The sequence below is a fragment of the Rathayibacter sp. AY1B5 genome, from assembly GCF_002932795.1.
Lineage (GTDB): Bacteria > Actinomycetota > Actinomycetes > Actinomycetales > Microbacteriaceae > Rathayibacter.
The window spans coordinates 35,869-60,984 of the sequence record NZ_PSWM01000022.1 but is presented as its reverse complement, the minus strand read 5'-3'; the positions used below and the strand labels follow the sequence as shown (position 1 = coordinate 60,984).

Below are 25,116 nucleotides of genomic sequence, written 5' to 3'. Positions count from 1 at the left end.
GGACCACGGAGTCGAGGGTCCCGGCGGGCACGGAGCGGTCGAGGGTCCAGGCGTCGGCGGCGTCGGCAGGGGTCATCGGGTCTCCTTCGGGGTGGGGACGGGGCGCGCGGCACCTCGATGATCCGTCCTCGTGGAGCGCCTCGGGACGCCGGGCGCGAACGCTCACGGGGCAGGCGCGCTCGGACGTCAGAACGCGCCACTGGACCGCGCCGCCCGAGCCGCGCCAACGGCACCGCGGAACGTGCCACGCGCCTCCGACTGCCCGGTGCGCGCCGCTCCCGGGCGGCCTACGCTCGCCGGATGGACGAGGTTCGGGACGCGTACGGCGCGCGGGCGGAGGAGTACGCGGCGCTGCTCGGATCGGTCGACGCGGGGCCCGCGGCCGACCGTGAGCTGATCGGGTCGTGGGCCGACGGGCTGGAGGGCACGGTCGCCGACGTGGGCTGCGGGCCCGGGCACTGGACGGAGTTCCTCCAGCGCCGCGGAGCCGCCGCGATCGGCGTCGACCCGGTGCCGGAGTTCGTCGCGCTGGCGCGGGCGCGGTTCCCGGACGTCCCGTTCCGGCTCGGCTCGGCGCTCGAGCTCGACGTCGACTGCCTCGGGGGCGTTCTCGCGTGGTACTCGCTCATCCACCTCCGGCCGGCGGAGCTGCCCGGCGCGGTCGCGGCGCTCGCCGCGCACCTCCGACCGGGCGGAAGCCTGCTGATCGGCTTCTTCGAGGGTCCGCGCACGGAGGCGTTCGCGCACGCCGTCGCACCGGCCTGGTTCCATCCGCTCGCCGAGATGCGCGCACTCGCCGAGCAGGCGGGCCTCGAGGCGACCCACTCCCTCCGCCGCAGCGCCCCCGGCGTCCGCGACCACGGCGAGCTGATCGCCGTGCGCCCCCGCTGACGCCGCGCTGATCGCCGTCGTCGCTGATCGCCGTCGGCGCTGGTCACCGGCGGCCGGCGTCCCGGCCCGCCCCCTCCCGTCGAGGCACCGCCGCCTCAGCGGTGCTTCGGCGGTTGCGGCGGTGTCTCGGCGGGCGAGGGCCGCGCGCCGCGCCTAGAGGCGGTCGGCACGCCACTCGGTGGGGATCTCCTCGCCGCGGCGGAACGCCTCCTCCTCGCGCTCGCGCAGCTCGACGCGGCGGATCTTGCCCGAGATCGTCTTGGGCAGGGGATGGAACTCGAGGCGCCGCACCCGCTCGAAGGAGGAGAGCAGCTCGCGGGTGTGGGCGAAGATCGCGCTCGCCGTCTCGGCGGTCGGCTCCCAGCCCTCGGCGAGGGTGACGTAGGCCTTCACCACGCTGTGGCGCACCTCGTCCGGAGCCGGGACGACGGCGGACTCGGCGACGGCGGGGTGCTGCAGCAGCACGCTCTCGACCTCGAACGGCGAGATCTTGAAGTCGGAGGACTTGAAGATGTCGTCGGTGCGGCCGACGAAGGTGATCGTGCCGTCGACCGCGCGGACCGCCACGTCGCCGGTGTGGAAGTAGCCGTCGGCACGGGCGCGCTCGGTGCGGTCCTCGTCGCCGAGGTAGCCGGACATCAGGTTGACGGGCTCGACGGAGAGGTCGAGGCAGATCTCGCCGGTGGAGGCGGGCTCGCCGGTCAGGGGGTCGACGAGGGCGATGGCGACGCCGGGCAGCGCGCGGCCCATCGCTCCGGGGACCACCGGGGCGCCGGGCGGGTTCGCGATGATCGCCGTGGTCTCGGTCTGGCCGTAGCCGTCGCGGATCGTGAGGCCCCACTCCCGCTCGACGGTCGCGATGACCTCGGGATTCAGCGGCTCGCCCGCGGAGAGGATCTCGGTCAGCGCGCGCGGCTTCGCTCCCAGCGCCGACTGGATCAGCATCCGCCAGACGGTCGGCGGCGCGCAGAACGTGGTGACCTCGGCACGGTCGAGCTGCTGGTGCAGAGCGGTGGGGGAGAAGCGGCTGTAGTTGTAGACGAACACCGTCGCCTCCGCGTTCCACGGCGCGAAGAAGCAGCTCCAGGCGTGCTTGCCCCAGCCCGGCGAGCTGATCGCCATGTGCACGTCGCCCGGCTGGACGCCGAGCCAGTACATCGTGCTGAGGTGCCCCACGGGATACGACTCGTGGGTGTGCACGACCATCTTGGGCTTCGAGGTGGTGCCGGAGGTGAAGTAGATCAGGCACGGATCGGAGCTCTCGACGACCACCGTCGGGCTGATGCCGAAGGGCTCGAGCGAGTCGGCGTAGTCGAGCCAGCCCTCGACCGCGCCGCCGACCGCGATGCGGCCGAAGTCCCCCTCCATCTCGTCGAACTTGGCGGTCTCGGAGGCGTCCGCGATGACGTGCGCGACCTCGCCGCGCTCCAGGCGGTCGGCCAGGTCGGCGGGCGAGAGCAGGGTCGTCGTCGGGAGGATGACCGCGCCGAGCTTCATGATCGCGAGCATCGACTCCCACAGCTCGAGGCGGTTGCCGAGCATGAGCATCACGTGATCGCCCTGCTCGACGCCGACCGAGTGGAGCCAGGCGGCGACCTCGTCGGAGCGCCAGCGCATCCGGTCGAAGGAGTACTGCTCCTCGGAGCCGTCCTCCTCCACGATCCAGAGGGCGGGGCGCTCGTTGCCGATCGCGATCGCGTCGAACCAGTCCACCGCCCAGTTGAAGCGGGGCCCGACGTCCGGCCACTGGAAGGCCTCGTTCGCGGCGACCGCATCGGTGCGGTGCTGCAGGAGGGTGTCGCGGGCGGCGCGGAAGCTCCCGGTGGGGTTCATGCATGTCTCCGTAGCGGTCGAGGTCCGGCGGGACCGACCCCATTCTGCTCCCGCCGCGGGACGGGCGATGCGCGGGACGAGCCGCTCGAGGAGACCCCGGAGCGGGAAGCGCCCTGTGGAGGAGCCGTCGGGCCGGGTCCCACGGGAGAGGCGGCGGGAGCGGAGGGGGCCGCCCGCCGGGGCAGGCGCTCCCTCCGCGGAGCAGGCCTCAGTACTTGATCGACTGCCCGCCGTCGATGGGGAGGACGGTCGCGTTCACGTAGGAGGCGTCGTCCGAGAGGAGGAAGGCGACGACCGAGGCGATCTCGTCGGCCTCGCCGTAGCGCTTGGTCGGGTTGACCTGGATGAACTCCTCGGCCGCCTTGCGCGGGTTCTCGGGGTCGAGCTGCTTCATCGAGTTCTCGACCATCGGGGTCCAGATGGCCCCGGGCGCGATCGCGTTGATGCGGATGCCGAACTCGCCGTACTCGATCGCCGAGTTGCGGGTGAGGCCGACGACGCCGTGCTTGGCGGCCGCGTAGCCGGACTGGTTGCCGATCGCGGTGATGCCGCCGACGCTCGCGGTGTTGACGACCATGCCCGAGCCCTGCTCGCGCATCACCTTCAGCACCTTCTCGAGACCGAGGAACACGCCCCGGAGGTTGATCGCGACGACCTTGTCGAACTCGTCGGCCGTGAAGTCCTCGGTGAGGTTCTGGCGGCCCTCGATGCCGGCGTTGTTGAAGAAGCCGTCGATCCGTCCGAACGCCTCGAGGGTGCGCGCGACGTAGGCGTCGACGTCCGCCTCCTTCGACACGTCGGCGAGGACGGTGATCGACTCGGTGCCCTCGGGCAGGACGTCGACCGTGGCGGCGAGGCCCTGCTCGGAGATGTCGACGAGGGCGAGCTTCGCGCCCTCCTGGGCGAGGCGGACCGCGGCGGCGCGGCCGAGTCCGGATCCTCCTCCGGTGATGAGGACGACGCGGTCGGTGAAGCGGGTGCTGGTGGTGGTCATGACGACTCCTGCTCGAAGAGGGATGGGCTCGGAGGCCGTGCGGTCGGCGAGTCCGTATCCATGCGTCTGCATGCAATTGACTCCACGATACTCCACAGGTGTCGGTCGAGTCTGGGTGTGCGGTCAGGGAGGGAGAAAGCCGGGGCTGGGGCGCGAGGATCTGAGCCGGCCGGACACGGAGGGCACGGCCGCCGATCCCCCCCCCCCCGCCCGCCTCACAGGTGCGGCTGCCCCGTCGAGGCGCTGGTCCCGCCGTCCACGGCGAGGATCGCGCCGGTGATGTACGCCGCGTCCGCGCTGGCGAGGAAGAGCACCGGCGGGGCGATGTCGTCCGGCTGTCCGGGGCGTCCGAGGGCGATGCGGTCGATGAAGGGCGCGAGCTCCTCGGGAGTCGACGCCATCGACTCCGTCAGCGGCGTCTGCGTGAAGGCGGGAGCGACGGCGTTGACCCGCACGCCGTGCGCGCCGAAGTCGAGGGCCAGTGACTGCACGAAGGTCGTGATCGCGCCCTTGGTCGCGTTGTAGGCGGCCTGGCCCCAGTCGCCGCGGATGCCCGACACGGAGGAGACGACGACGATGTTGCCGCGGCTCGCCTTCAGGTGCGGGAGCGCCGCCCTCACCGCGTAGAAGAGGGCGTCGACGTTCGTGGCGAAGAGGGAGTGCCAGGCGTCGTCCTCCACCTCCTCGATCGGGCCGCCGAGGTGGCCGGCCGCGTTGTTCACGAGGACGTCGATCCCGCCGAACCTCGCGACGGTGCCCTCGACGAGCGCGTCGACCTCGGCTCGGACCGAGACGTCGGTGGGGACGATCAGGACGCGCTCGGCCGGGAAGCCGGCGACGGTCTCCTCGAGCGTGGCGGGGGTGCGCCCGGCGACCGCGACGCTCGCGCCCTGCTCGAGGAAGGCGCGCGCGATGGAGCGGCCGATGCCGGAGCCGGCTCCGGTGACCAGGACAGTGCGTCCGGCGAAGGGGTAGGTGTTCGAGGCGGTCATGGCGGTGCCTTCCGGGTCCAGAGGGGCGGCGCGGCGGGGTGCGCCGGGAGCGGCGGGCGTCGGATCCGCCCGGAGGCGATCATCCGCGGCACCCGAGCGGATCGACGGGCCGCCGCGCCGATTCGGAGGAGCTCCACGTCGATCCGCAGCACGGCTCCCGACCCTGGCAACCGCCGCAGAGTGCGGTCCGCGGCCGCGCGGGCTCGGGTAGACCGGAGGGACGCCAGTGGACAGGGGGAACCACCGTGGACACCACGAGAACGACCGCTCCGCGCCGGGCGACGGGACTCCGGGCCGGACGGCGCGCGACCGCGCTGGGCGCCTCGGCACTGCTCGCGGCGCTCGCTCTGAGCGGCTGCACGGGCGGCGCCGACCAGGCGGAGGAGACGACACCGACCGCTTCCGGCACCGCCGCCCCGACGACGACCGCTCCGACCGCGACGCCCACCGACGCTCCGCTCGGGCCTGTGACGCTGCCCGAGGGAGCGACCGCCGCCGTGCGGTGGACCGACCAGGTCGGCCCCGTCGATCCGCAGACCGTGAACCTCAGCGGCGACCCGCTGCACATCACCGTCTCGGTCGCCTGCGACTCCGCGGACGCCGAGGTGACGATCGAGGTCGTCGGCCTGATGACGAGCGGATCGTCCTGCGTCTACAGCCCGGGCACGACTCGCACCGGCACGGGAGGCGGCAACACGGGCACCATGCAGATCGCCGTCGAGCAGGACGCCGAGATCAGGGTGACCACGGTGCCGGACGACGCGCACTGGTCGGCCGCCGTCTCCACCGGAGCGCGGACCGTCCCCGGACCCTGACGCCCGCCGGAGGACGCACGAGAACGCAGAAGTCGCGGTGGTCGAGAGCGATCACCGCGACTTCTGCGTTCTCGAGTCGACGGGGGCGTCAGCCGATCGGGACGCCGAGCTCGGCCATGAACGGCACGGCGTCGACCGCCTCGCCGTCGACCCGCGTCTCGAAGTGCAGGTGGCAGCCGGTGGAGGCGCCGGTCGAGCCGCGCAGCGCGATGACCTGGCCGACGGTGACGGTCTCGCCGACCGACACCATCAGCTCGCTGTTGTGGGCGTAGCCGGTCTCGATGCCGCCGCCGTTGTCGAGCAGGATCCAGTTGCCGTAGCTGCCCTGGTAGGACGCCTCCTCGACGGTGCCGCTGGAGGCCGCGAGGACGGGCGTGCCGCAGGCGCCGGCGAGGTCGGTGCCCTTGTGGAACAGGTTCACGCCGGCGACCGGCGCGTCGGGGCGGGGACCGTAGCTGCTGCTGATGTGACCCGAGATCGGGACGACCCACGCTCCGGACGCTCCGGCGGCGGCCGCGGTCGACTCGCCGGAGGTCGCCGTGATCGTGTCGAGGGACGCGGTGGGGACGAGGACCTCGGGCTTGGCCTCGGCGGCGAAGGAGTCGCGGGTGACGCTCTGCTGCACGACTCCGGCCGCCACGAAGCTCTGCGGGCGGGCCGCGGCGACGGCGGTGGCGGTGTCGCGGGTCAGCTCGGAGTCGGCGGTGCCGCCCACGGCGAACGCGGGCATCGTCGAGGTGATCGCGATGCCGGCCACGAGGGTCATCGCGGCGACGGCGGAGACCCGGGGGCGCGACGGGCCGCGGGAAGCGCGGCGGCTGCGGGACTCCTGGTCACGGAGTGAGCGACGGGTCGGGAGGGCGGACGGACTGCCGGTCTCGGCTCTTGCGGGGGTGGGAGTCGAGGCGCGTGACGAACGGTGCATGCAGAGGAGGTTCCAGGTCTGCCGACACTCGAGGGGGAGGCGAGCGCCGGGTGGGGCAGTGGGGCTGATCGCACGGCTGAGCCGGTGCGACCCTCCAAACTACCCGCGATCCGCCGGATCCGACCTGAGAGAACCCTCCGGAGTCAAGCGGTTGAGCGCATCGATCGGCTCTCGATCCGGAGTGGCGGGGGTGGTGCGCCGGGGCGAGGTGGCCGGGAGGGGCGCCGCGTCGGCTGCCGCGCGAGACGCCGCCCGGTCGCCGAGACGCCGTGCTGCCGCCGGTGACCGGGTGCATTCGGCGGTGTCTCTGCGCGCGCGAGGCGGGAGTGCTCGACGAGCGGCGGCGGGGGTACGCCGGGTCGGCGGCGTGCTCAGCGGTCGGCGGTGAAGACGAGCAGGGCGATCACGCCGGCGACCGTCGCCGCGACTCCGGAGCCCAGGCGCCACCACATCCATCTGTCGCGCTTGGGCCCGCGCATCGGGCGGCGGAGCCCCGCGCGGCCCTGGTAGCCGCCGGGATCGTGCTGGAAGACCATCGCCCCAGCCTGCCGAACCCGCGCCCTCCGCGGGGCCGACTCGCCCGCGACTCCCAGCCGCGAACAGAGCCGCCGCCCTCCGCGACTCCCGGCCGTCCGCTGCCGCCTCCTTCCGCCCCGCGAGATGCCAGTTGAGTCCGCTCGGCTCGGCGTGTCGCCCGCGCAAGTGGCATCTCGCGGACCGGGGAGTGGCATCTCGCGAGAACCGGGGTGGCATCTCGCGGAGGAGGGGAGGGGGCAGCCAGGGTTAGAGGAGCAAGGACGGCACGGCCGCAGAACGCCCGCCGCCCGCGCGCCTAGCGCGACCCGGGCGCGCTCGCCAGCGGGTTCGCGGGGCGGGTGCCGCTCGGTAGCGTGGGGGAGTCGGCCAGAGTGGTCGACGAGCGGAGGAGCGGACATGGCCGGGACCGGCAAGGACAAGGACGCACGCGACAAGGCGGCGCAGAAGCGCGCGAAGAAGGCGCTGAAGAAGGCCGAGAAGTCGGTGCGCGCAGCGCACGAGGCGGTCCGCGACTCCAGCAAGAAGCTGCGCAAGAAGGCCCGCAAGCTGGCGGAGCAGACCGAGAAGCTCACGCGCACCCAGGAGAAGGCGGCGAAGAAGGCGGCCGCGGCCGAGAACCGCCCGGCTGCGCCGAAGCACGCCGCCGAACCGGCGGTCGGCGCCCTCGACCTCACCCCGCCGCTGCCCGGCTCGCAGGAGCCCGCTGAGGACCAGGAGTCCTCCGAGGACTCCGAGACCGCGGCCGAGTCCGCCGCCCCGCAGGAGCCGGCCCCCGACTCCGACCCCGCGCACACCCCGGACCTCACCCCGCCGCTGCCGCGCTCGGCCTCCTGAACACGCTCGCCTGAGCGCCGCACGTCAGTGCCGGCACGGGTGAACCGCCGTCCGCTGGAGCGCCGCCCGCCGACGCGCGCTCCGGAGAACCGCCACCCGCCCGACGCACCGCCCGCCTGAGAATCCGCACAGGTTACTCGGGCGGGCGTACCCCACGAGGTGAACAGCAGGTGAAGCCTCGCGACCACGCCGGGACGCCTCCCGCCACGGGAGCATCATGTCTGCGTGGATCCCTTCATCCTGCTCGCGCTCGTCGTCGTCACGGCCCTCGCCTTCGACTTCACCAACGGCTTCCATGACACGGCGAACGCGATGGCCACGTCCATCGCGACCGGTGCCCTGAAGCCCCGCACCGCCGTCGCCCTCTCGGCGTCGCTGAATCTCGTCGGTGCGTTCCTCAGCATCGAGGTGGCGCTGACCGTCACCAACGCGGTCGTGAAGATCCAGGACTCCTCCGGCGCACCCGATCCGGCCCTGCTGGAGGACGGTGGATCCGCTCTGCTGCTGATCGTGCTGGCCGGCCTCATCGGCGGCATCGTCTGGAACCTGCTGACCTGGCTGCTCGGTCTGCCCTCGAGCTCGTCGCACGCCCTCTTCGGCGGCCTGATCGGCTCCGCTCTCGCGGGCCTCGGTCTCAACGGCGTGAACTGGGCCGGCGACGGGACCAAGCTCGACGGCGTCGTCGGCAAGGTGATCCTCCCGGCGCTGATGTCGCCCGTCCTCGCCGGAGCGGTCGCGGCGATCGGCACCTGGCTCGTCTTCCGGGTGATCGGGAACCTCGCCGAGAAGAGCCTCCACCGCGGCTTCCGCTTCGGGCAGATCGGCAGCGCCTCCCTCGTCTCGCTCGCGCACGGCACCAACGACGCGCAGAAGACCATGGGAGTGATCACGCTCGCGCTGATCGCGGCCGGCGGCTGGAGCGACACCGAGTCGGTCCCCTTCTGGGTCAAGCTCAGCTGCGCGCTGGCCATCTCGCTCGGCACCTACATCGGCGGCTGGCGGATCATCCGCACCGTCGGCAAGGGCCTCGTCGAGATCGACACCCCGCAGGGCATGGCCGCCGAGAGCGCCTCCGCCGCGGTCATCCTCGCCTCCAGCCACCTCGGCTTCGCGCTCTCGACCACCCACGTCGCGACCGGCTCGATCCTCGGCTCCGGAGTCGGCCGACCCGGCGCGCAGGTGCGCTGGCGCGTGGCGCTGCGCATGGTGATCGCGTGGGTCATCACGCTTCCGGCCGCCGCCCTGGTCGGCGCCGTGATGTGGTGGATCGGCCACCTCGTCGGAGGCGCGGCCGGCGGCCTGCTGATGGCCGCGGTCCTCGTCGCCGTCGCCTCCTTCATCTACATCCGCTCGCGCCGCGACAGCATCGGCGCGCACAACGTCAACGACGAGTGGCAGGACGCGGCGGCACGCCCCGCGCCCGAGACCGCCGGCGTCTGAGCGAAAGGATCCGCACCGTGCTCTCCCTCTTCCTCTCCGCCGCCGGCCAGGTGGCCCTCGTCGCCGTGCTCCTCGGAGCAGGCCTCCCCGTGCTCTTCGCCGTCGGCGTCCGCTCCTTCGCCGTCGCCGCCGGTGCTCCCGCCTCGGGCGGGTCCGACGCCCCCTCGGTCCGGAGCGGTCTGCCCGCACCGGTGCTGCGCGGGATCGGCGTGCTCTGCTTCGCGCTCGTCGTGGGCTCCGTCGTGATCGGCCTGAGCGTCATCATCGCGACGGGCCTGGGCCAGTCGGTGAGCTTCGAGCACGTGATCCCGACCTTCGTGCCCAAGGGCTGAGCATGGCCTCGACCGATCCGATCGCGGCGCGGGAGGGGATCGTCGCCCGCGTGGTCGGCTGGCTGCGCGCGGGCTACCCGTCCGGCGTGCCGGAGCAGGACTACCTGCCGCTGCTGGGCCTGCTGCGCCGCAGCCTCACGACCGACGAGGTCGAGCAGGTCGTCGCGCAGCTCCTGTCGGAGTCGGAGCGGGCCGAGACGGTCGTCTCGCGGGCTGTGGTGCGCGAGCGGATCGAGCAGCTGCTGCTCGGACCGGCGATGCCCGAGGACGTCGCCCGCGTCTCCTCGCGGCTCGCGAGCGCGGGCTGGCCGCTGGCGGGTCCGGATTCGCTGGCCGAGCCGGACACCCGCGAGGGCCTGGTCACGCGCATCGTCCGCTGGCTGCGCGCCGGCTACCCCGCCGGGCTTCCCGAGCAGGACTTCGTGCCGCTGCTGGCTCTCCTCCGACGTCGTCTGAGCGACGAGGAGGTCGCCGAGGTGGCCGCCGGTCTCGCCGCCGACGCGCCCGCCTCCCGCGCGGACGTCGGCACCGCGATCGCCGGAGTGACGTCGGAGCTGCCCTCGGAGGAGGACATCGAGCGCGTGCGCCGGTCGCTGGCCGCGCTGGGCTGGCCGGAGGAGTTCGCGAGCTGACGCGCCGCGGCCCCGGTCTCCGGCCGGAAGAGCCTGAGAGCCGCCCCGCCGCGATCCCGGGCGCTCGAGCAGGCGGAGCCGGCGCGTCGACGCGTCGCGCCCTCGGACATCCGGCCGGCGGAGGGTGACCCCGTCGGGACCAGGACGCGGACGCTGCAGCGGGCCGGGCCCGCCGTGAGCGGGCGGGACGAGCGCTGGAGGGTGTCCTCGGGCGGGCGACAGGCGGCCGCCCGGTCGGCAGGGGAGTCGCGGGGTCACGACGCGCGCCGTCCGCCGCCCTAGGTTCGGCCCGGGTCCGGATCGGCTGCGCAGTCGGCTGCCGGACCGCAGCCCGACCGGAAGGACAGACCCATGACCGCACCCACCATCGTCCTCGTCCACGGGGCGTTCGCCGACGCCGCGAGCTTCGCCCCGGTCACGCGGATCCTGCTCGACGCCGGCCACGCGGTGCGCGCCCCGGCCGTGCCGAACCGCAGCCTGCTCGGCGATGCGGAGTACCTCCGCTCCTTCGTGGAGCAGCTCGACGGGCCGGTCCTGCTCGCGGGCCACTCCTACGGCGGCGCCGTGATCACGGTGGCGGGCGCCGCGGAGAACGTGGTCGGCCTCGTCTACCTCGCGGCCTACGCGCTCGAGGAGGGGGAGAGCCTCGGGCAGCTGCAGGGAGCCTTCCCCGACTCCGACCTCCCGGCGAACCTCGTCTACACCCCGTTCCCGATCGACGGAGCGGAGCCGGGAACGGACGTGTCGGTCGCGGTGTCGGCGTTCCCGGAGGTGTTCGCGGCCGGGATCGATCCGGCCGAGGCGGCGGTGCTCGCGGTCGGCCAGCGCCCGCTCGCGGCTCTGGCGTTCGGAGAGGCCGCCCCGGTCGCCGCCTGGCGGACCCGGCCGAGCTGGGGCGTCGTCGCGGCCGCGGACCGGACGATCAACCCGGACGTCGAGCGGTTCGGCTACCGGCGGGCGGGCGTGCGGTCGGTCGTCGAGCTCGACGCGCCGCACCTGGTGATGCGCTCGCACCCGGAGGAGGTCGCGCGGGTCATCGCCGACGCCGCGGCGGAGCTGAGCTGACCGCGGAGCCGGCCCGACCGCGGAGCCGGCCCGACCGCGGAGGGGGCCTGACCGCGGAGGGGGGCGCCGAGTGCCGCCGCACCCCGCCGCGGATCTAGGTCGGCGTCCCGTGGAGCCGGGCCCGCCGCCTCCCTAGCCTCGAGGGGAGAGAAGGGCGGGATCGTGGACACGGACACCGCGCGGCTCGGCGCCTACCTCCGGGGGCACCGCGACCGGCTGCGCCCCGATGAGGTCGGCCTGGGGACCGACGGACGTCGCCGGGTCAGCGGGCTGCGCCGGCAGGAGGTCGCCGTGCTCGCGGGGATCAGCCCGGACTACTACCTGCGGCTCGAGCAGGGCAAGGACCGCCGCCCCTCGGCGCAGGTCCTGGACGCCCTGGCCCGCGCGTTCCGCCTCGACGCGGACGGGCGCGACTACCTCTTCCGGCTCGGCGGGCACGCCGCGCCGCGGCGCTCGCCGGGGTGGGCGCAGGCCGCGCCGACGCCGGCGCAGATCGGCAGCCTGACGAGCATGGTCTCGTCCTGGACCACGACGCCCGCCTACGTGGTGGACCGCTACCAGGACCTCGTCGCCGTGAACGAGCTCGGCCGTCTGTTCCTGCCCCTGGTCTGCGAGCAGGGGACCAACATGATCGAGGCCGTCGTCGACGCCGCGGCGCTCGAGACCGACGCCGCCCGGCACGAGGACTGGGACCGCACGATCGCCGTGATGACCGCGGCCCTCCGCTTCCACTCCGACCCGGCGGACCCGCGGCTGCGGGTGCTGGTCGCCTCGCTCGGGGGCCGCTCGCGGGTCTTCCGCCGCGTCTGGGCGAGCCAGGAGGCGTATCCGCTCCGCGAGGGCTCGTCGCCGGTGCGCGTCGACCCCTTCGGCTTCATCGCCTTCCGCTGGCAGACCCTGGAGGTGCACGGAGGCGACCACTTCCTGACCTCCTTCTTCGGCGCCGCCGGCAGCGCTGCGGCCGCCGCGATCGATTTCATCCGGGCCCGCCACCGGGTCGAGGAGTGTCTGCGCGAGGGTGCGATACTCGACGCGTGAAGCGGGACACGCTCGTCGTCGGTCGGGGATCGGAGCTCGCGCGGCTCCGCCTGCGGGTCGACCGCATCGCCGCCCACGGGTCGGCGCTCGTCATCGACGGAGACGCCGGGGTCGGCAAGACCACCCTGGTCGAGGACGTCGTCGCCTACGCGCGCTCCCGCGACGTGCGGGTGCTGCGCACCGCGGGCTCCGCAGCGGAGTCGGGCGACCAGTACGCGGCGCTGCAGTTGCTCCTGCACCCGCTCCGCCCGGGCCTCGACGGCCTGCCTCTTCCGCAGCGGGACGCGCTCCGCGTCGCCTTCCATCTGGCGGAGGGAGTGCAGCCGACGCCGCTGCTGGCCGGCCTCTCGGCCCTGACCCTCCTGAGCGACGCCGCCGCCGATCGGCCCCTGCTGGTCGTCGTCGAGGACCTGCACCGGATCGACCCTGAGTCGGCGTGGGCGCTGCGGATGCTCGCCCGGCGCATCGGGGAGGACCGCGTCGTCGTCGTGATGACCACGAGGGACCGGCCCGAGGAGGACTCCGGCCTCGAGCACCTCCACCTCGGGCCGCTGTCGGCCGCCGACTCGGCCGCGCTCCTCGACACGCTCCCGCATCCTCCTCGCGGCGCCGCTCGGCGCGCTCTGCTCGACCTCGCCCGCGGGAATCCGCTGGCCCTGGTGGAGCTGACCGGGCGCGACCCGTCGGCCGACGAGGCGGAGGACCGCGCGGTGACCGGACGCCTCGAGTCGGCCTTCGCGGAGCGCTTCGCGGAGCTCGATCAGCCCTCGCGGCTCGCCGTGCTGGCCGTGGCGCTGGGCGACGTCGCGACGGCGGAGGAGGCGAGCCGGCTGGCGAACCTGGCGCTCGGCCGCCACCCCGATCCCTCCTGGATCGACAGAGCCGTCGCCGCGTCGCTGCTCAGCTGGACCCCGGGGAGCGGCCTCCGCTTCCGGCACCCACTCGTGCAGTCCGCGGTGACGAGCGTGAGCCGCCCGTCCGAGCGCGCGGCCGTGCTCCGCACGCTCGTGCAGGAGCACCGCGACGATCCGAGCCGGACGCTGTGGTGGCGCTCGGAGCTCGCGACGGGCTCGGACGGGCGGGTGGGCGAGGAGCTCGCCGGTCTCGCGGCGTCGGGCCTGGCGACCGGCGACGTCGTCCTGGCGGCCCAGGCGATGGAGCGGTCCGCGGAGCTGACCCCCGCCGGGCCGCTGCGCGTCTCGCGCCTGATCGACGCGGCCGAGTACTCCGGTCTCGCCGGCCGGACCGCGGAGGCGGCGCTGCTCGTGCACCGCGCGGCGGGCGAGACCGTCGATCCGGTGCTCACCGCCCGCGCCGCCTGGACGCGCGAGACGCTGCCGACCGGGCGGACGGCCCTCTCTCGGGGCGACCTCTCGCCCGCGCTCGCCGCGGTGACCGCGCTGCAGAGCAGCGGAGCCGTCGACGCCGCCACGGCCGCGCTCCTGCACCTCGCCGCCATCGCCTGGGACCACAACCGCGAGGCGTCGCCGGGGGAGCCGATGATCCAGGCGGTGCGCGCGCTCGCCCTCGACGACTCCGATCCGCGCGCCGTCCTGCTCGCGGCGGTCACCGAGCCGGTCGCCCGCGGCGACGAGGTCGTCCGCCGGGCGCTCGCGGCGGCATCCGGGGCGAGCGGTCCGGAGGAGGCGTGGTGGCTCGGCTACGCGCTGAACACGGCGGGCGAGGTCGAGGTCGCCCGGGAGCTCCTGGAGGAGGCGATCACCGGGCTCCGGGCCCGCGGCGACATCCGGATCCTCCCGCAGGCGCTCCTGGCCGCCTCGATGACCACCTCGCTCGCCGGCCGCATCTCGCGCGCCCGCTCCTTCGCGGAGGAGGCGCTCGTCCTCGGCAGCGACCTGGGGGACGTCGGCTTCGAGACCGCGTCCCGGGCCTGCCTGGCCTGGTTCGACGCGATGGAGGGCGTCGCGCCCGATCCCGAGGCGATCAGTGCGGGCAGCGCGATCGGCGCGGCCGTCCTCTGCTCCAGCGTGATGCGGGCGACGCTCCGCGGATCGAGAGCGGCGGTGGCGGTCCTCGAGTCGCGGCCGGGCGACGCCGTTCCGGAGCTCCTGCCCCTCCTCGATACGGACGACGACTCCCTGAACCCCGGCTTCGCGATCCTGACCACGCCCGACCTCGTCGACGCGGCTCTCGCGACCGGAGACGTCGGAGTCGTGCGCCTGCACGCCGCGAGGCTGGATTCGCTCTTCGAGCGCTGGCACCAGCCGATGATCGAGGCGGCGGTCCGCTACGCGCAGGTCGCGGTGGCGCTCGCCGATGGAGCGCCGGACGCCGCGGCCGGGCTGCTGCGCCGGACTCCGCCGCCGCTCCCGTACGTGCGGGCGCGGGCGCTGCTGCTCGTGGGCGACGGGCTGCACAGGGCCGGGCGGGCGGCGGAGGCGCGCCCCCTCCTCCGCGAGTCGCTGGCGATGCTCGAGGAGCTGCCGATCCGCGCCTGGGCCGATCGGGCCCGCGACGCGCTCCGGGCCGCCGGAGGGAGGATCGCGGACGCGCCGTCACCGGCCGCGGCCACGCTGACCCCGCAGGAGCTGCGCATCTGCGCTCTCGCGAGCACGGGGCTGTCGAACCGCGCGATCGCGCAGAACCTGTTCCTCTCGCCGCGCACGGTCGGCGCGCACCTGTACTCGGCGTACCGCAAGCTCGGGATCGGCGGGCGGGGCGAGCTCGCCGCGGTGCTCGGCAGGGACGCCGGCGCCGACGCCTGAGGCGGGGGCCGCGGCCGTCCCGGTGTCCGCCCGTGGGCGCCCCGGCCCCGCAGACGCGCAGGCGCGCCCCGGAACGGCCGGGACGCGCCTGCGAGCGGCCCGCGCTACTCCTGGATGAAGGCCAGCAGGTCGGGGTTGATGACGTCGGCGTGGACGGTCAGCATGCCGTGCGGGTAGCCCTCGTAGATCTTCAGCGTCGAGTTCTGCAGCAGCTCGTGCTGCTTGAGCGCGGCGTCCTTGTAGGGGACGACCTGGTCGTCGTCGCCCTGGGTGACGAGGACGGGGACGGTGATCGCCTTCAGGTCCTCGGTCTGGTCCGTCTCCGAGAAGGCCTTGATGCCCTCGTAGTGCGCGAGCGCGGATCCGGTCATGCCCTGGCGCCACCAGTTGTCCACCACCGGCTGCGAGAGCTCGACGCCCTCGCGGTTGAAGCCGTAGAACGGACCCGCCGCGACGGCCTGGTAGAACTCGGCGCGGTTCGCCGCGAGAGCGTCGCGGAATCCGTCGAACACCGAGATCGGCGTGCCCTCGGGGTTCGCCTCGGTCTGCACCATCAGCGGCGGGACCGACGAGACGAGGACGGCCTTGGCCACGCGGCCCTGGGGCTCGCCGTACTTCGCGACGTAGCGCGCGACCTGGCCGCCTCCGGTGGAGTGGCCGATGTGGATCGCGTTCCGCAGGTCGAGGTGCTCGACGACCGCGTTCACGTCGCTGGCGTAGTGGTCCATGTCGTGTCCGGTGCCGACCTGGGTGGAGCGGCCGTGCCCGCGGCGGTCGGTCGCGATGACGCGGTAGCCGTGCGCGTGGAAGAAGAGCATCTGCGCGTCCCAGTCGTCGGACGACAGCGGCCAGCCGTGGTGGAAGACGATGGGCTGCGCGTCGGTGCTGCCCCAGTCCTTGTAGTAGATCTCGACGTCGTCGTCCGTGGTCACAAACGGCATCTTCGAACCTCCGTGCTCGTGTCGATCCCGAGCCCGGCCCGGGTCGTGTCCAAGGTGGTGCCTCCCCGGATGAGGGTGGGGAGCGGCTCCACGATAGGGGCGTGGGAGCGCTCCCTGAAGAGCGCGGGGAGATGTTCCGACGATCGTCCAGACCTGGTCGCCCGGGCGGTTCCGGGGTCGCCGGCCGCGCTCGTCGAGTGGGGTCGGATGACTCGTGACCGGCACCGCGGGCGCTGACAGGATCGCGGCGGACGCGCCCTCCCGCGGCGCGCGGACCGGAGGTCGCGATGCCCACGACGATGCCCCTGACGACGCCCCTGACGACGCCCCTGACGACGACGCCCCGGCCGGCGGTGCTCCGGTGACCGTCGAGGACCGCGTCCCGATCGAGCCGCAGGCGGTCGTCGCTCCGCTCAGCAGGTCCGCCGTCTTCCTCTCGCTCGACATCGTCGGCGGGCAGGACGCCGCGGACCGCGTGCGGGACGTCGTCGCGGACGTGGGCGGGATCCTCCGCGCGGTCGGCTTCCGCGACCTGGGCCTGCGCCTCTCGTGCCTGGTCGGGATCGGGAGCGACGCGTGGGACCGCTTCAGCGGGGAGGGGCGCCCCGCGCAGCTGCACCCGTTCCGGGAGGTGGTCGGCGCGGCGCACACGGCGGTCTCGACCCAGACCGACCTCCTGTTCCACATCCGGGCGGAGCGCGACGACGCCTGCTTCGAGTTCGAGCGCCTCCTGCTCGACGCGCTCGGCGAGGACGTCGTCGTCCGCGACGAGGTGGTCGGCTTCCGCTACTTCGACAACCGCGACCTGCTGGGCTTCGTCGACGGCACCGAGAACCCCACCGGGGAGGCGCTGCCCCGCGTCGCACTGATCGGCGCGGAGGACGCGGCGTTCGCGGGCGGCAGCTACCTGGTCGTGCAGAAGTACCTGCACGACCTGACGGCCTGGCACGCGCTCACCACCGAGCAGCAGGAGCGGGTCATCGGCCGGAGCAAGGCCGACAACGTCGAGCGCGAGGACGATCCGGCGCAGCTCTCGCACAAGGGGCTCGCGACCGTGGTCGACGCCGGCGGGACCGAGCACGACATCCTCCGCGACAACATGCCCTTCGGCCGACCCGGCAAGGGGGAGTTCGGCACGTACTTCCTCGGGCTGGCCGCCGACCTGTCGGTGATCGAGACGATGCTGACCCGGATGTTCGTCGGCGTGCCCGCGGGCCGGCACGACCGCCTCCTCGACTTCTCGACCGCGACGACCGGCGGGGTCTACTTCGTGCCCTCGCGGGACGTTCTCGAGGGCCTGGGCGGCTGACCCGGGCCGGTCGACGGGACGCGCGGATCGAGTCGCATGACCGTGGTGCGTCCCGATCCGGAGCGGTGGGATCGGAGCAGCGCAGGCGCGCAGGACGATCAGCAGGGAGAACGCCGTGGAACCCGACGACAGCACCGCTCCGCACCACGAGACCCCCGGATTCGGAGATCCGGACCTCCCCCAGGAGGGGATCGTGAACACCGAGGGCGATCCCTCGGCGAACACGATGACCGGCCCGCAGAACCGCGTTCTGGAGGGACTGTTCCCGAACCAGATCGCGGCGCCCGCGACCGACATCAGCACGCAGCCGTTCTTCTGGTCCTCCTTCAACATCTCGCCGCGGCGGGTGCAGCGGGGAGGCTGGGCGCGCGAGCTCACGCAGGCCGACTTCGCGATCTCGAACGAGATCGCCGGCGTGAACATGTACCTCGAGGCCGGCGGGATCCGCGAGCTGCACTGGCACCAGAGCGCCGAGTGGGCGCTGATGACCAGGGGGAACTGCCGCATCACCACGCTCAGCCGCACCGGCCGGCCCAGCGTCGACGACGTGCAGGAGGGGGACCTCTGGTACTTCCCGCCCGGGCTGCCGCACTCCCTGCAGGGCCTCGGCCCGGACGGGGCGGAGTTCGTGCTGGCGTTCGACGACGGCGAGCAGTCCGAGAGCAACACGCTCCTGCTCACCGACTGGTTCGCGCACACGCCGCCCGACGTGCTGGCGAAGAACTTCGGCGTCGCGCAGGAGGTCTTCCGCGACATCCCGCTGCACGACCTCTGGATCTTCCCGGGCGACGTGCCCGGCGACCTCCAGGCCGACCGGGCCGCGGCCGGGGTGCAGGACGGCGACGAGGCGGTGATCTTCCGGCTCTCCCGGTCCGAGCCGGTGCACCAGAACAGCGGCGGCCGGATCCAGATCGCCGACAGCACGAACTTCCCGGCCTCGCGCACGGTCTCAGCCGCGCTGACGACCGTCGAGCCCGGCTCGATGCGCGAGCTGCACTGGCACCCCAACGCCGACGAGTGGCAGTACTACCTCCGCGGATCCGCCCGGATGACCGTGTTCAACACGGGCCCGCACGCCAACACGACCGACTTCCACGCGGGCGACGTGGGCGTCGTGCGCCGCAACTTCGGCCACTACGTCGAGAACACCGGCGACGACACGCTCGTCTACATCGAGACCTTCAAGAGCTCCCGCTACGAGGAGGTGTCGCTCGCCCAGTGGCTCAGCCACCTGCCGCCGTCGCTGGTCGCGCAGCACCTGAACATCCCGGAGGAGGTGCTGGCGACCTTCCCGCCCGGCACGCAGGGGATCACTCCGCTGCGCTGAGACAGGGACGCGCGGAGGGGACGGGGGACGGGGACATGACTGAGGATCACGAGGCGGCGCTCCTGCCGTGGGCGGGGAGGGCGGCGGTGCTGCTGGACCGGCACCTGCGGGTGCTGGCCGCGACTCCGCTCGCGCGGGCGCTCTCGCCCGCCTTCGCCGCAGGAGTGAGCATCGCCCGCTTCACCTTTTTGGACTCGTCCGAGGTCGAGGACCTGCCGTGCTGGGGTGCCGCCGCCGATCAGGTCGCGGCGATGCTCCGGGACTCGCTCGACCGGCACCGGGGGGATCGGGAGTTCCTGACGGTCGTCGGGGAGCTCTCGGCGAGGAGCCCGCGGTTCGCGGACTCGTGGGCGGCCGGGGCGGAGGCCGACGCGCGCGGGTCGGTCGTGTTCCTCGACACCGCGGTCGGCTCCGTGCCGATGGACTACCGGCTGGTCCGGGACGGCGCGCGCCTCCTGCTCCTGTTCGAGGCTGGTGGCGCGGCGGGTCGCGAGGCTCTCGCGCTCCTCGCCGCCACTGGTCAGGCGCCGGCCGGGGCGGTCAGCGCGGTGCCCGCCTCCGGAGCGGGCCGCAGCGAGGCGAGGTAGTCGACGGCCGCGGCCGCCGGAGTCCCCGCCGCCGCGAGATAGGTCACGACGTACCGGCCCGGAGCGCCGGCGAGCTCCAGGGTCTGCATCTCGAGGTCGAGCCAGCCGAACGGCTCGACGTGGACGCGGATCCACCGGTGGGTGAAGGGGCGGACCTGGTACTCGGCCCAGATCGACCGGAACAGCGGATTCCCGACCGAGCACTCGCCGACGATCTCGTGCAGCCGCGGATCGTCGGGGTCGCTGTAGAACCGCAGCGCGGCGATCAGCTCGCGGAAGACCTGGCCCCACGCCTGCAGCTGGTCCGGCGGGTCGCCGTCCGCCACGGCGCGGGCGAAGCCGCGGGACGTGGAGAGCAGCATGTTGGCGCCGGGCACGCCCTTGTCGGGGGCGAGACGGCTCATCAGATCGTTCGCGCCGAGGACGTCGAGGTTGCGGTCGAACGCGTACGCCGGCGTCCTCGGCCAGTGGGCGAGCAGCGACTCCACGCCCTGGCCCGGCGGAAGGAAGGCGGGATCGCGCGCGCCGGGGCGCAGTCGGGCCAGCCGGAAGAGGTAGGCGCGCTCGAACTCGTCGAAGGCGAGCGCCTCGGCGAGGGCGTTCAGCACCTGGTCGGACGGGGCGACGGCGTGCCCCTGCTCGACGCGGAGGTAGTAGTCGCGGCTGATGCGGGCGCGGTCGGCGACCTCCTCGCGGCGCAGACCCGGCACCCGTCGCCGGGTGCCCGCGGTCGGCATGCCGACCTGCTCCGGCTGCAGCGCCGCCCGTCGAGCGCGGAGGAACTCCGCGAGGGGGCTGCGAGAGCTCATCGTGCGACTCCATCGGTTCAGCCGCCGGGTCGAGCGGCGGTCGTGCGGGGGTGGGGCCGTACCGGTCGTCCGGTGGGACACAGAGTACCGTCGGGCACCCGCCGGGCCCACTGCCCAGCTGTGCCCTGCTGTGCCTGCTGTGCCTTGGGCTTGCTGTGCCCTCCTGCTCTCTTGTGCCCTCCTGCCCGACGCCGACCGGGGCCCGGCCGCGCTCCGGAGGATCGCGACAGAGGGAGGAGAGCCCGGGAGCGCCCGAGGGTTCCGACAGAGGGAGGAGAGCGCGGCAGTGCCCGGCGGTCAGCATGGGGTCCTCGGAACCCGTCCCTCAGGAGTCGCGATGACGATCAGTGCCCTCTCCTCGCCGCCCGCGCACCCGAGCGCCCCCGAGGACGTGGTGGTCCGGATGCTGAGCTCGGCGTCGCCGGCGCGGGAGCGGCTCCTGGTGGTCGAGGGTGGGATCGGCTCGGGCCGGACGCACATGCTGCGCTCCGCCGCGGCCACCGCTCGGGCCGCCGGCTGCGAGGTCGTGGAGGTGCGGCCGGACCGCGGCGACGCCGTGATCGGCGCGTCCTCGCTCGCGCTGTTCGCCACGCTGATCGGCCGTCTGCAGCGGGTGCGCGACTCCTCGGCCTCGCCCTGCGACCCCGGCTTCCTGATCGTCGTCGACGACTGGGAGCGGTTCGACGTCGCCGCCCGCGAGACCCTCCAGGCCCTGGTGACCCGGCTGGTCGACGAGGTCGGCGCCGCCTGCCTCCTCGCCACCGGCGACCGCCGCGTCCTCGCCGGCTGGGAGGGCCTGCGGCACCGGCGCACGGAGCCCCTCGACGCGGAGGCGGCCCGCGGCTTCCTGCGCGCCCACGGCTGCCGCCGGCCGCTCGCCGTCGAGGCGCGCCTGCTGCGGGTCGCGGAGGGGAATCCGCTGCTCCTCGACGTCCTCGGGCGGGCCTGGGCCGACGAGGACGCTCCCTCGCACTTCCCGGTCTACCCGCGGCTCGAGCAGGCCGAGACCAGAGTGCGCGACCTGCTGGCTCCGCTGTCGGAGACGTGCCGGGAGGCGCTCCTGCTCGCGGCGGTGGCGGGCGCCGAGTTCCCGGAGGCGATCGGGTCGGCCCTCGGCGACGGGGACCGCGCCCTGGTGCAGGAGGGGATCGTGACGGCGGGCGGCCGTGCGTTCCGCGACCCGGTGGTCCGCGCGGTGGTGCTCTCGACGGCGTCGCCCCGAGCGCTGCGGACGGCACGGAGGCGTCTCGCCGATCGCCCGGAGTCGGCCCCGCACCTCCGCCTGCTGCTCGCGGCGGACGACGCGGCCGGGCCGGAGGAGCGGGCGCGGCTCCTCGAGGACGCGGCGGAGGAGCGCCTCCGCGCGGGCAGGCCGCAGGAGGCGCTGCTCCTCCTGGCCGAGGCGCGCTCGGGTGCGCGCGGTGGTGCTCTGCGGGAGGCGCTCGAGGCGCGCGCGGCCGCCGTCGCGGCCTTCACCGGCGATGCGGCGGCCCTCGAGCGGGTGGTGGAGCGCTCGCGGGAGGACGGCGCTGTTCCCGGGGCCGCCGTCGAGGCGGCCCGGCTCGCCGACGCGCTGCTGCGCACGGGTGACGTGGGCGGGGTCCGCCGCGCGGCCCTCCGGGCGCTCGGCGCTCGGGTCGGGCGTGGGGGCTCGTCTGCGGGCGGTGACTCGCCTGTCGGCGGTGACTCGCCTGCAGACGGTGCCTCCCGCGAGGTCGGCGGCCGACTCCCCGCCGACCACGCAGCCCCGCGCGACGACGCCGCCGACCTGCTGGTGACCGTCCTCCACACCGCCTGCGTGCTCCGCGGCGATCCCGCGTGGTGGCAGGAGGCGCTCGCCGTCGGCGAGGAGCACTCCCTCGATCCCGTCCTGCGCCTCGTGGAGGCCAGCGCGCGACCGGTCACACACGAGGAGTGGGAGCGCCGCCTGCTGCTCGCCGAGGACTCCGCGGTCACGGGCGACCCGTGGAAGACGGTCGCGCTGCACCTCGCCTGGTCGCTGCTCGAGGTCTCGGACGAGCGCCGCGACCGCCTCGCCGGGCTCCTCGACCGCGGCGAGGAGGCGGACGGCCTGCCCGGCACCCTCGCCCTCCTCCGCCGCGGCACCACCGCTCTCGACCGCGGTCGCCTCGACGACGCCTCGGCCGACCTCGACCGCGCCGCCGCCCGCGTCGACGAGCTGCCCGCCGTCCGTGCGCTGATCGACGCGGCTCGAGCCCGGGTCCACGCGGTGCAGGGCGACCGGGCACGCACCCTCGAGTGCGCCGAGCGCGCGTCGGCCTGGGCGCTGCGGCACGGAGCGGCGTCGGTCGCGCGCGCCACGGATCACGCCCTGTGCTCGCTCGACCTCGGCGGCGGCCGCTTCGAGGAGGCGCACGCCCGCTCCTCCTCCCGCGCCGGCCGCGACCCGCTGGAGCTCCTGGACGCCGCGGAGGCCGCCTCGCGCCTCCGCCTGCCCGGGCACTGCGCCGAGCTGGCGGAGGCCGCGGCGGAGCTCGTCGCGCGGCCTCTCGCTCCCCGCGGGCGGATGCTCGTCCTCGCGGCGACCGCGGTCCTCGATCCCTCCGGCGGCGCGGGCGCCCTCTTCGAGCGCTCCCTCGACCCGGCCTCCGAGGAGTGGCCGTTCGAGCGGGCGCGCGTCCAGCTCTGCCACGGCGAGTGGCTGCGCCGCCGGATGCGTCCGCTGGAGGCGCGCACCCGGTTCCGCCAGGCCGCCGCGGGGTTCGCCGCGGTAGGGGCGGAGCTCTGGCTCGCCCGCGCCCAGCACGAGCTGCGGGCGGCGGGCGGCGCGGGGGAGGCGCCGGTGGCCGCCGACCTCAGTGAGCAGGAGCGGCGCGTGGTCTCCCTCGCAGCCGCCGGGCTCTCGAACAAGCAGATCGCCCAGCAGCTCTTCGTCTCGCCCCGCACCGTCAGCGGGCACCTGTACCGGATCTTCCCCAAGCTCGGGGTGACCTCGCGGGCCGGGCTCCGCGACGCGCTCCTCAGCCTCGAGGACGCCCGGAGCGCGTGACGGAGCCGCAGGATCGAGTCATCCGACCTGGTGCCTGCCGCCGCGGGAGGCGCATGCTGAGCGCATGACGTCGCAGCAGATGATCGACCCCTCCGTCCCGCCGAGCGGCCCCGGCTGCGTCGAGTGCGAGCAGTCCGGATCGTGGTGGCTGCACCTGCGCCGCTGCGCGCTCTGCGGGCACATCGGCTGCTGCGACGACTCGCTGAACCGCCACGCGACGGCCCACTACCACTCGACCGGCCACGCGGTCATCCGCAGCTTCGAGCCCGGCGAGGACTGGTTCTGGGACTACCGGACCGACGACTACGCCGACGGCCCCGCCCTGGCCGACCCGCAGAGCCACCCGGCGAGCCAGACCACTCCGGGGCCGAAGGACCGCGTGCCGCGCGACTGGCAGTACCTCCTCGCCGAGCGCGCCTGAGCCGTACCCTCCCCCCCCCGCGACAGCGCAAGAGTTGTCGCACTGGGCATGCGACTGCGACAACTCCTGGACAGTCGTGGCAGCCGGAGCCGCCGACGCCCAGCGCTCGTCCGCGAGAGCGCAGGAGTTGTCGCACTCGCGACCGACGACGACTTCCGGATGCTCGCGGCGGCCCGCCGGGGAGCGAGGGCCACGAGAGTCCAGGAGTTGTCGCACTGGGCATGCGAGTGCGACAACTCCTGGACAGTCGCGGGAGCAGTCGCGGGAGCAGTCGCGGGAGCAGTCGCGGGAGCAGGTCGAAGCCCGCCGACCGGCCGGCGGACGACGCCGGCCGGACCCCGTCACCGCCTCTCGACCCCGTCCAGCGCCTCCGCCTCGGCGATCCGCAGCCGCATCTGCCGGTACCGGTGGAACTGGTACACCCCGTGCAGCACCGCGAGGACGACCGCGGCCGCCATGCCGCACGCGATCGCGGGGACCTCGTCCGCGCCGCTCTGCGTCAGCGCGAGCGCGACTCCGGCGCCCGCCACGATCGAGTTGACCACCGCGATCGCCGAGGACATCGTGAAGAAGATGCCCCGCCAGCTCTGCCGCCGGCCGATCTCGAGCAGCTCGTTCGGCGCGTGGCGGCCGCGCGGCACCGCGAAGTAGGCGCCCGCGCCCGGCAGCAGGGTCCCGTAGTAGCGGCGGATGCGCTGGATGGCCGTCAGCGCGGCGATGTCCTCCATCGAGGTCTGCACCAGCCGCTCGTAGGTGAACACCCCCAGCAGCACGACGACCGGGATGATCACCGCGAGGAACCCCATCGCGTACCGGGTCGGGGCGAGGAAGCCGAAGGCCACGAGCGAGCTGGAGAGCATCGTCAGGTAGAGCGAGGCGCGGCTGCTCGACTCCGTCACGGTGATCCCGCGCGCCGACTCCAGGACGAAGTGCTCGGTCAGCAGAGCGTTGAGGAACGCGGCCGGCCGGTCGGGGAGCGACGCGGCGGAGACGGCGGCCTCGGGCAGCCCCGGCGTGCGGGGAGGCTCCCCCTCGTCGAGGCGGTCGCCCGGCTCCGGATTCACGACCGCACCTCTCGCGAGGACGCCCCGCCACGTCCGCTCTTCGAGTCATCCGACTCGCGCACCGGCTCCACCCGCGCGCCTACCGTCGGACGCGACGCCGAGCACCGCCACCGGGGCGCGTGCTCTGACACCGAAGGGCCGTTCATGACCGACACCCGCCACCTCCACTCGAACCAGCGAGACACGCTCGAGCGGCTGCTCGAGGACTCGTCCAGCCACAACGTCCTCTGGGCGGACGCGCTGACGCTGCTCGAAGCCGTCGGCACCGTCCACGAGAAGCACGACGGCGCCTTCTCGGTGACGGTCGGCTCGACCACCGAGACCCTCCACCGGCCGCACCACAAGGACGTGGACGAGCAGCAGCTCGTCGACCTGCGCCGCCTGCTCCGCGGAGCGGGGTACGGCGCATGAGCGCCGGGACGCCCGCCGACCTCACCGGGTCGGCCGCCGAGCGCCTCCGCCGGCTGGACGCGCTCGACGCGGGGGCGCTGACCGAGGAGTGGCTCCTCCGCCAGCTGCGCCTCGCGCTCGGGGATCTCGCCGCACTCGAGCCGGCCGCCGAGGCCGAGCAGGAGCGGCGCGAGGACTTCTGAC

Annotated in this window: 24 protein-coding genes; 16 read left to right on the top strand and 8 right to left on the bottom strand. The window is 74.2% G+C overall.

Annotated elements, in window-relative coordinates; genetic code table 11:
* Nucleotides 1-300 precede the first annotated feature (300 nt).
* On the top strand, nt 301-891 hold the full coding sequence (locus C5D44_RS13565) for a trans-aconitate 2-methyltransferase (RefSeq protein ID WP_104281960.1): 591 nt from the start codon (nt 301-303) through the stop codon (nt 889-891).
* A gap of 153 nt (nt 892-1,044) precedes the next feature.
* On the opposite strand, the gene C5D44_RS13560 is transcribed toward C5D44_RS13565, so the two are convergent.
* From C5D44_RS13560 to C5D44_RS13550, 3 genes are all read right to left on the bottom strand, one after another.
* On the bottom strand, nt 1,045-2,724 hold the full coding sequence (locus C5D44_RS13560; RefSeq protein ID WP_104275750.1) for an AMP-binding protein: 1,680 nt from the start codon (nt 2,722-2,724) through the stop codon (nt 1,045-1,047).
* A gap of 208 nt (nt 2,725-2,932) precedes the next feature.
* Entirely contained in the window at nt 2,933-3,718 is a 786-nt protein-coding gene (locus C5D44_RS13555) for a glucose 1-dehydrogenase (RefSeq protein ID WP_258065340.1), read from the bottom strand.
* A 215-nt stretch (nt 3,719-3,933) separates the two neighbouring features.
* A complete protein-coding gene (locus C5D44_RS13550) occupies nt 3,934-4,710 on the bottom strand; it encodes an SDR family NAD(P)-dependent oxidoreductase (RefSeq protein WP_104281959.1) in 777 nt (258 codons plus the stop codon).
* Between the two features lie 245 nt (nt 4,711-4,955).
* Between C5D44_RS13550 and C5D44_RS13545 the strand changes: the two genes are divergently transcribed.
* Nucleotides 4,956-5,525 (top strand): hypothetical protein, encoded by a 570-nt coding sequence (locus C5D44_RS13545; RefSeq protein ID WP_104281958.1) that lies wholly within the window; start codon nt 4,956-4,958, stop codon nt 5,523-5,525.
* Between the two features lie 88 nt (nt 5,526-5,613).
* Here the strand turns inward: C5D44_RS13545 and C5D44_RS13540 are convergent, their stop codons facing one another.
* Both C5D44_RS13540 and C5D44_RS18130 read right to left on the bottom strand, forming a co-directional pair.
* Entirely contained in the window at nt 5,614-6,291 is a 678-nt protein-coding gene (locus C5D44_RS13540) for a M23 family metallopeptidase (protein WP_146088058.1), read from the bottom strand.
* Nucleotides 6,292-6,821: 530 nt separating this feature from the next.
* Nucleotides 6,822-6,986: a hypothetical protein gene (locus C5D44_RS18130; protein WP_181118511.1), complete on the bottom strand. Its 165-nt coding sequence runs from the start codon at nt 6,984-6,986 to the stop codon at nt 6,822-6,824.
* A gap of 397 nt (nt 6,987-7,383) precedes the next feature.
* On the opposite strand from C5D44_RS18130, the gene C5D44_RS13535 reads away from it, so the two are divergent.
* The 7 genes from C5D44_RS13535 to C5D44_RS13505 all read left to right on the top strand — a co-directional run bounded on the left by C5D44_RS13535 (nt 7,384) and on the right by C5D44_RS13505 (nt 15,054).
* Complete coding sequence (locus C5D44_RS13535; RefSeq protein WP_104281956.1) at nt 7,384-7,821, top strand: histone; 438 nt, start codon at nt 7,384-7,386, stop codon at nt 7,819-7,821.
* 225 nt (nt 7,822-8,046) lie between these two features.
* Entirely contained in the window at nt 8,047-9,261 is a 1,215-nt protein-coding gene (locus C5D44_RS13530; protein ID WP_104275757.1) for an inorganic phosphate transporter, read from the top strand.
* A 17-nt stretch (nt 9,262-9,278) separates the two neighbouring features.
* Entirely contained in the window at nt 9,279-9,593 is a 315-nt protein-coding gene (locus C5D44_RS13525) for a hypothetical protein (protein ID WP_104275758.1), read from the top strand.
* Nucleotides 9,594-9,595: 2 nt separating this feature from the next.
* Nucleotides 9,596-10,225: a DUF3349 domain-containing protein gene (locus C5D44_RS13520; RefSeq protein ID WP_104275759.1), complete on the top strand. Its 630-nt coding sequence runs from the start codon at nt 9,596-9,598 to the stop codon at nt 10,223-10,225.
* Between the two features lie 351 nt (nt 10,226-10,576).
* Nucleotides 10,577-11,290, top strand: coding sequence for an alpha/beta fold hydrolase (locus tag C5D44_RS13515; RefSeq protein ID WP_104281955.1), 714 nt, complete (start codon nt 10,577-10,579; stop codon nt 11,288-11,290).
* 162 nt (nt 11,291-11,452) lie between these two features.
* Nucleotides 11,453-12,328 (top strand): helix-turn-helix domain-containing protein, encoded by an 876-nt coding sequence (locus tag C5D44_RS13510; protein ID WP_181110066.1) that lies wholly within the window; start codon nt 11,453-11,455, stop codon nt 12,326-12,328.
* A complete protein-coding gene (locus tag C5D44_RS13505; protein WP_181118510.1) occupies nt 12,325-15,054 on the top strand; it encodes an AAA family ATPase in 2,730 nt (909 codons plus the stop codon). The genes C5D44_RS13510 and C5D44_RS13505 overlap by 4 nt, the downstream gene beginning before the upstream one ends.
* Before the next feature lie 104 nt (nt 15,055-15,158).
* Here C5D44_RS13505 and C5D44_RS13500 read toward each other — a convergent pair whose 3' ends face one another.
* A complete protein-coding gene (locus tag C5D44_RS13500; RefSeq protein WP_104281953.1) occupies nt 15,159-15,995 on the bottom strand; it encodes an alpha/beta fold hydrolase in 837 nt (278 codons plus the stop codon).
* Nucleotides 15,996-16,356: 361 nt separating this feature from the next.
* On the opposite strand from C5D44_RS13500, the gene C5D44_RS13495 reads away from it, so the two are divergent.
* The 3 genes from C5D44_RS13495 (at nt 16,357) to C5D44_RS13485 (ending at nt 19,218) form a co-directional block, all read left to right on the top strand.
* The gene (locus C5D44_RS13495; protein WP_104281967.1) at nt 16,357-17,304 is read left to right on the top strand and encodes a Dyp-type peroxidase; all 948 of its coding nucleotides are present in this window, start codon (nt 16,357-16,359) and stop codon (nt 17,302-17,304) included.
* 115 nt (nt 17,305-17,419) lie between these two features.
* A complete protein-coding gene (locus C5D44_RS13490) occupies nt 17,420-18,631 on the top strand; it encodes a cupin domain-containing protein (RefSeq protein WP_258065165.1) in 1,212 nt (403 codons plus the stop codon).
* Between the two features lie 35 nt (nt 18,632-18,666).
* Nucleotides 18,667-19,218: a hypothetical protein gene (locus C5D44_RS13485; protein ID WP_104281952.1), complete on the top strand. Its 552-nt coding sequence runs from the start codon at nt 18,667-18,669 to the stop codon at nt 19,216-19,218.
* On the opposite strand, the gene C5D44_RS13480 is transcribed toward C5D44_RS13485, so the two are convergent.
* Nucleotides 19,152-20,027 (bottom strand): helix-turn-helix transcriptional regulator, encoded by an 876-nt coding sequence (locus tag C5D44_RS13480; protein ID WP_104281951.1) that lies wholly within the window; start codon nt 20,025-20,027, stop codon nt 19,152-19,154. The two genes, C5D44_RS13485 and C5D44_RS13480, sit on opposite strands and share 67 nt — an antisense overlap.
* Nucleotides 20,028-20,364: 337 nt before the next feature.
* Here C5D44_RS13480 and C5D44_RS13475 point away from each other — a divergent pair, with 337 nt between their 5' ends.
* Both C5D44_RS13475 and C5D44_RS13470 read left to right on the top strand, forming a co-directional pair.
* Nucleotides 20,365-23,037: a LuxR C-terminal-related transcriptional regulator gene (locus C5D44_RS13475; protein WP_104281950.1), complete on the top strand. Its 2,673-nt coding sequence runs from the start codon at nt 20,365-20,367 to the stop codon at nt 23,035-23,037.
* Between the two features lie 64 nt (nt 23,038-23,101).
* Nucleotides 23,102-23,458, top strand: a complete 357-nt coding sequence (locus C5D44_RS13470; protein ID WP_104281949.1) for a UBP-type zinc finger domain-containing protein — start codon at nt 23,102-23,104, stop codon at nt 23,456-23,458.
* A gap of 341 nt (nt 23,459-23,799) precedes the next feature.
* On the opposite strand, the gene C5D44_RS13465 is transcribed toward C5D44_RS13470, so the two are convergent.
* A complete protein-coding gene (locus C5D44_RS13465) occupies nt 23,800-24,522 on the bottom strand; it encodes a hypothetical protein (RefSeq protein WP_104275768.1) in 723 nt (240 codons plus the stop codon).
* Nucleotides 24,523-24,666: 144 nt separating this feature from the next.
* Here C5D44_RS13465 and C5D44_RS13460 point away from each other — a divergent pair, with 144 nt between their 5' ends.
* Nucleotides 24,667-24,933 (top strand): hypothetical protein, encoded by a 267-nt coding sequence (locus C5D44_RS13460; protein WP_104281948.1) that lies wholly within the window; start codon nt 24,667-24,669, stop codon nt 24,931-24,933.
* The gene (locus C5D44_RS13455) at nt 24,930-25,115 is read left to right on the top strand and encodes a hypothetical protein (RefSeq protein WP_104224778.1); all 186 of its coding nucleotides are present in this window, start codon (nt 24,930-24,932) and stop codon (nt 25,113-25,115) included. The genes C5D44_RS13460 and C5D44_RS13455 overlap by 4 nt, the downstream gene beginning before the upstream one ends.
* The last annotated feature ends 1 nt before the right edge of the window (nt 25,116 follow it).

Bases quoted from the DNA above. Each gene is read 5' to 3' on its own strand.
- C5D44_RS13565 (WP_104281960.1), top strand. From the start codon at position 301: ATGGACGAGGTTCGGGACGCGTACGGCGCGCGGGCGGAGGAGTACGCG.
- C5D44_RS13560 (WP_104275750.1), bottom strand. From the start codon at position 2,724: ATGAACCCCACCGGGAGCTTCCGCGCCGCCCGCGACACCCTCCTGCAG.
- C5D44_RS13555 (WP_258065340.1), bottom strand. From the start codon at position 3,718: ATGACCACCACCAGCACCCGCTTCACCGACCGCGTCGTCCTCATCACC.
- C5D44_RS13550 (WP_104281959.1), bottom strand. From the start codon at position 4,710: ATGACCGCCTCGAACACCTACCCCTTCGCCGGACGCACTGTCCTGGTC.
- C5D44_RS13540 (WP_146088058.1), bottom strand. From the start codon at position 6,291: ATGACCCTCGTGGCCGGCATCGCGATCACCTCGACGATGCCCGCGTTC.
- C5D44_RS18130 (WP_181118511.1), bottom strand. From the start codon at position 6,986: ATGGTCTTCCAGCACGATCCCGGCGGCTACCAGGGCCGCGCGGGGCTC.
- C5D44_RS13535 (WP_104281956.1), top strand. From the start codon at position 7,384: ATGGCCGGGACCGGCAAGGACAAGGACGCACGCGACAAGGCGGCGCAG.
- C5D44_RS13520 (WP_104275759.1), top strand. From the start codon at position 9,596: ATGGCCTCGACCGATCCGATCGCGGCGCGGGAGGGGATCGTCGCCCGC.
- C5D44_RS13515 (WP_104281955.1), top strand. From the start codon at position 10,577: ATGACCGCACCCACCATCGTCCTCGTCCACGGGGCGTTCGCCGACGCC.
- C5D44_RS13500 (WP_104281953.1), bottom strand. From the start codon at position 15,995: ATGCCGTTTGTGACCACGGACGACGACGTCGAGATCTACTACAAGGAC.
- C5D44_RS13485 (WP_104281952.1), top strand. From the start codon at position 18,667: ATGACTGAGGATCACGAGGCGGCGCTCCTGCCGTGGGCGGGGAGGGCG.
- C5D44_RS13480 (WP_104281951.1), bottom strand. From the start codon at position 20,027: ATGAGCTCTCGCAGCCCCCTCGCGGAGTTCCTCCGCGCTCGACGGGCG.
- C5D44_RS13475 (WP_104281950.1), top strand. From the start codon at position 20,365: ATGACGATCAGTGCCCTCTCCTCGCCGCCCGCGCACCCGAGCGCCCCC.
- C5D44_RS13470 (WP_104281949.1), top strand. From the start codon at position 23,102: ATGACGTCGCAGCAGATGATCGACCCCTCCGTCCCGCCGAGCGGCCCC.
- C5D44_RS13460 (WP_104281948.1), top strand. From the start codon at position 24,667: ATGACCGACACCCGCCACCTCCACTCGAACCAGCGAGACACGCTCGAG.
- C5D44_RS13455 (WP_104224778.1), top strand. From the start codon at position 24,930: ATGAGCGCCGGGACGCCCGCCGACCTCACCGGGTCGGCCGCCGAGCGC.